The organism is Ramlibacter albus (assembly GCF_014297445.1).
Lineage (GTDB): Bacteria > Pseudomonadota > Gammaproteobacteria > Burkholderiales > Burkholderiaceae_C > Ramlibacter > Ramlibacter albus.
Genome location: NZ_JACORU010000032.1, coordinates 1 through 1,424 on the forward strand (window position 1 = coordinate 1; position 1,424 = coordinate 1,424).

The window sequence follows — 1,424 nt, forward strand, 5'->3', positions numbered from 1 at the left end:
ACTACAAGGGCTTCCCCGTCTGTCAAGCGATTGAATTCCTCGAGCGAAGCTCGATCTCCATTCTTCAAATTGCGTGCGCAGGCAGATTGCAGCGAAGGATGCGGACAGCGAAACTACAAACGGTCATTGATGCAGCTGGCGTGCTGCGGACCCTGATGAAAGACGCACGCGGGGGCCTCAATCGTTAGCCGAGGACGTACTGCTCCTCCTAGAGATGAACAGGCACACCCCGCGCAGGTCCAACCTTCACTCATCGACGCTTCTGCACACGCGTTGAATGCTCTGTCGGCTCAGGCCGGCAGCTGGAAACTTTCTCCCTTGGCCAGCACCGCCCAGCACATGCGTGCGTTCTTCGCGGCGATGGCGACGATCGCTTTCCAGTAACCCACCCGGGCGGCAAGCTGCAGGGCCCATCGGCTGATCGCGTCGCTCCTGTTCTTCGCACCTTGCAGCACGGAGCGCGCGCCCAGGATCAACAGCATGCGCAGGTACGGGTCTCCCGCCTTGGTGATTCGACCCAGCCGCTGCTTGCCGCCGGAGCTGTACTGGCCGGGCACCAGGCCCAGCCAGGCGGCCAGCTGCCGGCCGTTGCGGAACTCGTTGCCACGCCCGATCGTGGCCACCAGCGCCGTGGCTGTCGTTTCCGCAACTCCGGGCAGCTGCATCAACTGCTGCACCGAGTCGTCTGCCTTTGCGATGGTGCGCAGGTGTCGGTCATACATGGCGATGCGCTCGTCGAGGCGCGAGACTTCAGAGAGTAAATCGCCAACGACCGTATTGGCCCAGCCGGGCAGATCCTCCAATTGCGCGAGCGCTTCGCGTCGCACCGTGGCCGCTTTGAGCGGCAGTACGATGCCCAGTTCGGACAGCAGGCCGCGGATGCGATTGAGCGTGGCGGTGCGCTGCGCAACGAAGCCCTGGCGCGCCCTGTGCACCATCAGCTCGCCTTGCTGCTGCACGCTCTTGACCGGCACGAAGCGCATGTTCGGTCGCGTCACCGCCTCGCAGATCGCCGCTGCGTCTGCCGCGTCGTTCTTGCCCTGCTTGCCGGAGAGGCGATAGGGCACAACGAACTTCGGGGCCATCAGCTTCACGGTGTGGCCGTGGGAGGCGAACAGGCGTGCCCAGTGATGCGCGCCGGAGCATGCTTCCATGCCGATCAGGCAGCGCGGCAGCGCGGCCACCACTTCGAGCAGCTTCGCGCGCGGCACGCTCGGGCGCACCAGCACTGCACGACCCGTGGCGTCCACACCATGCAGCGCGAACACGTTCTTGGCGAGATCGATTCCCAAGGTGACAATGGCCATGGACTTCCCCTCTCACAGGTGGTTGATGAGACTTCGACAATCCCATCGTGGCACTTCGTTGCCGTACTCCGCAACTGCGCGGGCACCCAGGGACGGGGAAGTCCCTTTCATTCGTTA

2 protein-coding genes are annotated in these 1,424 nt (G+C 63.9%); one reads left to right on the top strand and one right to left on the bottom strand.

What is annotated here, in order from left to right; genetic code table 11:
* Positions 1–188, top strand: a 188-nt coding sequence (locus H8R02_RS30195) for a hypothetical protein (protein ID WP_222622707.1), incomplete at its 5' end; no start/stop codon positions are given.
* A gap of 102 nt (positions 189–290) precedes the next feature.
* Here H8R02_RS30195 and H8R02_RS29985 read toward each other — a convergent pair.
* The gene (locus H8R02_RS29985; protein WP_187085704.1) at positions 291–1,307 is read right to left on the bottom strand and encodes an IS110 family RNA-guided transposase; all 1,017 of its coding nucleotides are present in this window, start codon (positions 1,305–1,307) and stop codon (positions 291–293) included.
* Positions 1,308–1,424: the final 117 nt, after the last annotated feature.